Source organism: Acinetobacter sp. CFCC 10889, assembly GCF_003268395.1.
Taxonomy (GTDB): Bacteria; Pseudomonadota; Gammaproteobacteria; order Pseudomonadales; family Moraxellaceae; genus Acinetobacter.
Map to the genome: position 1 here is coordinate 1 of NZ_LQXQ01000152.1, position 1,272 is coordinate 1,272.

1 protein-coding gene is annotated in these 1,272 nt (G+C 39.8%); it reads left to right on the forward strand.

What is annotated here, in order from left to right:
• Positions 1–98: 98 nt before the first annotated feature.
• Complete coding sequence (locus AVJ19_RS21105) at positions 99–1,250, forward strand: IS4-like element ISAbe18 family transposase (RefSeq protein WP_111861429.1); 1,152 nt, start codon at positions 99–101, stop codon at positions 1,248–1,250.
• The last annotated feature ends 22 nt before the right edge of the window (positions 1,251–1,272 follow it).

Sequence of the window (1,272 nt, forward strand, 5' to 3'; positions counted from 1 at the left end):
CCACTGCTGTCCCATAGTTTGCTTTAAATAAAAAAACCTGAGTCCTAACAGTTAAAATATGAGTGCAAACAAACACTTTAACGACTAGGATTCAGGTTTTGTCACATCAGAATACCGTATTTCATGAGCTAATTAAACCTGTTGTGCGACAGGATTTTGAACAACTTGCTAAAGTACACCATGTTGGACAGAAATTTAGAGCGGCTTCCCGGTGGGATCAGTTTATTGCCATATTGATGTCTCAATTCTCTTGTAGGCAAAGTCTGAGAGATATTCAATCCAATTTGGAGTGCCAACAGGAAAAGCTAAGTCATCTCGGAGCAAAGTCTATTCCCCGAAGCACGCTGGCACGAATCAATGAGCAGCAGCCTGCTGCCTTGTATCAACAGCTATTTTACAAGTTGCTTAAATACTATGAACACTCAAAAGTAGCTCATAAATTTCGCTTTAAGAATCCCTTGTATTCCTTGGATGCCAGTCATATTGACCTGTCGCTTTCCTTATGTGAATGGGCCAAAGTTCACAACTCAAAAGCCAGCATGAAACTCAGCATAGGATTGAATCACAGCAATGATATTCCTGAGTTTGTTGCAGTTGAAAATGGCAAAGAAAATGACATGGTACAAGGCCGCAAATTCCAGTTTCCTGCTGGCAGCATTGTAGTTTTTGATAAAGGCTATGTCGATTACCAATGGTATGCAAATCTGACTGCTCAAAACATTGGATTTGTCACACGTTTTAGGCCTAAATCTGTGTATCAGGTGATCCAGCAACATCCAGTGCTTGAATCCAAAGGTATTCTAAAAGATGAAACCATTCAGCTGAATAGCGCACATGCCCTAAAAAGAAAAGCCCCAGTGTTAAGAAGAATTGAATATAGAGATCAGCAAAGTGGCAAGCACTTTAGCTTTCTCAGCAATAACTTTCATTTAGCCGCCTCCACCATTGCGGCGATTTATAAAGATCGTTGGAAAGTTGAGCTGTTCTTTAAGACGATTAAGCAGAATCTCAAATTAAAAGCGTTTCTAGGCCGCAGCAGAAACGCAATTCAGACACAAATCTGGATTGCGATGATCGCCTATTTATTGGTGAGTTTCGCTCAACATTTAGGGAAAACAGGTTGGACAGTTCAACGTTTACTCAGAATAATTCAAGTGAATTTGTTTGAAAGAAGAACTTTAAAAGCTTTATTTTCACCCGATAAAATACCCATAAAACAAGAGGAAGCTCAAATGAGCTTCCTCTTGTGAAAAATTGTGGGACAGCAATGGG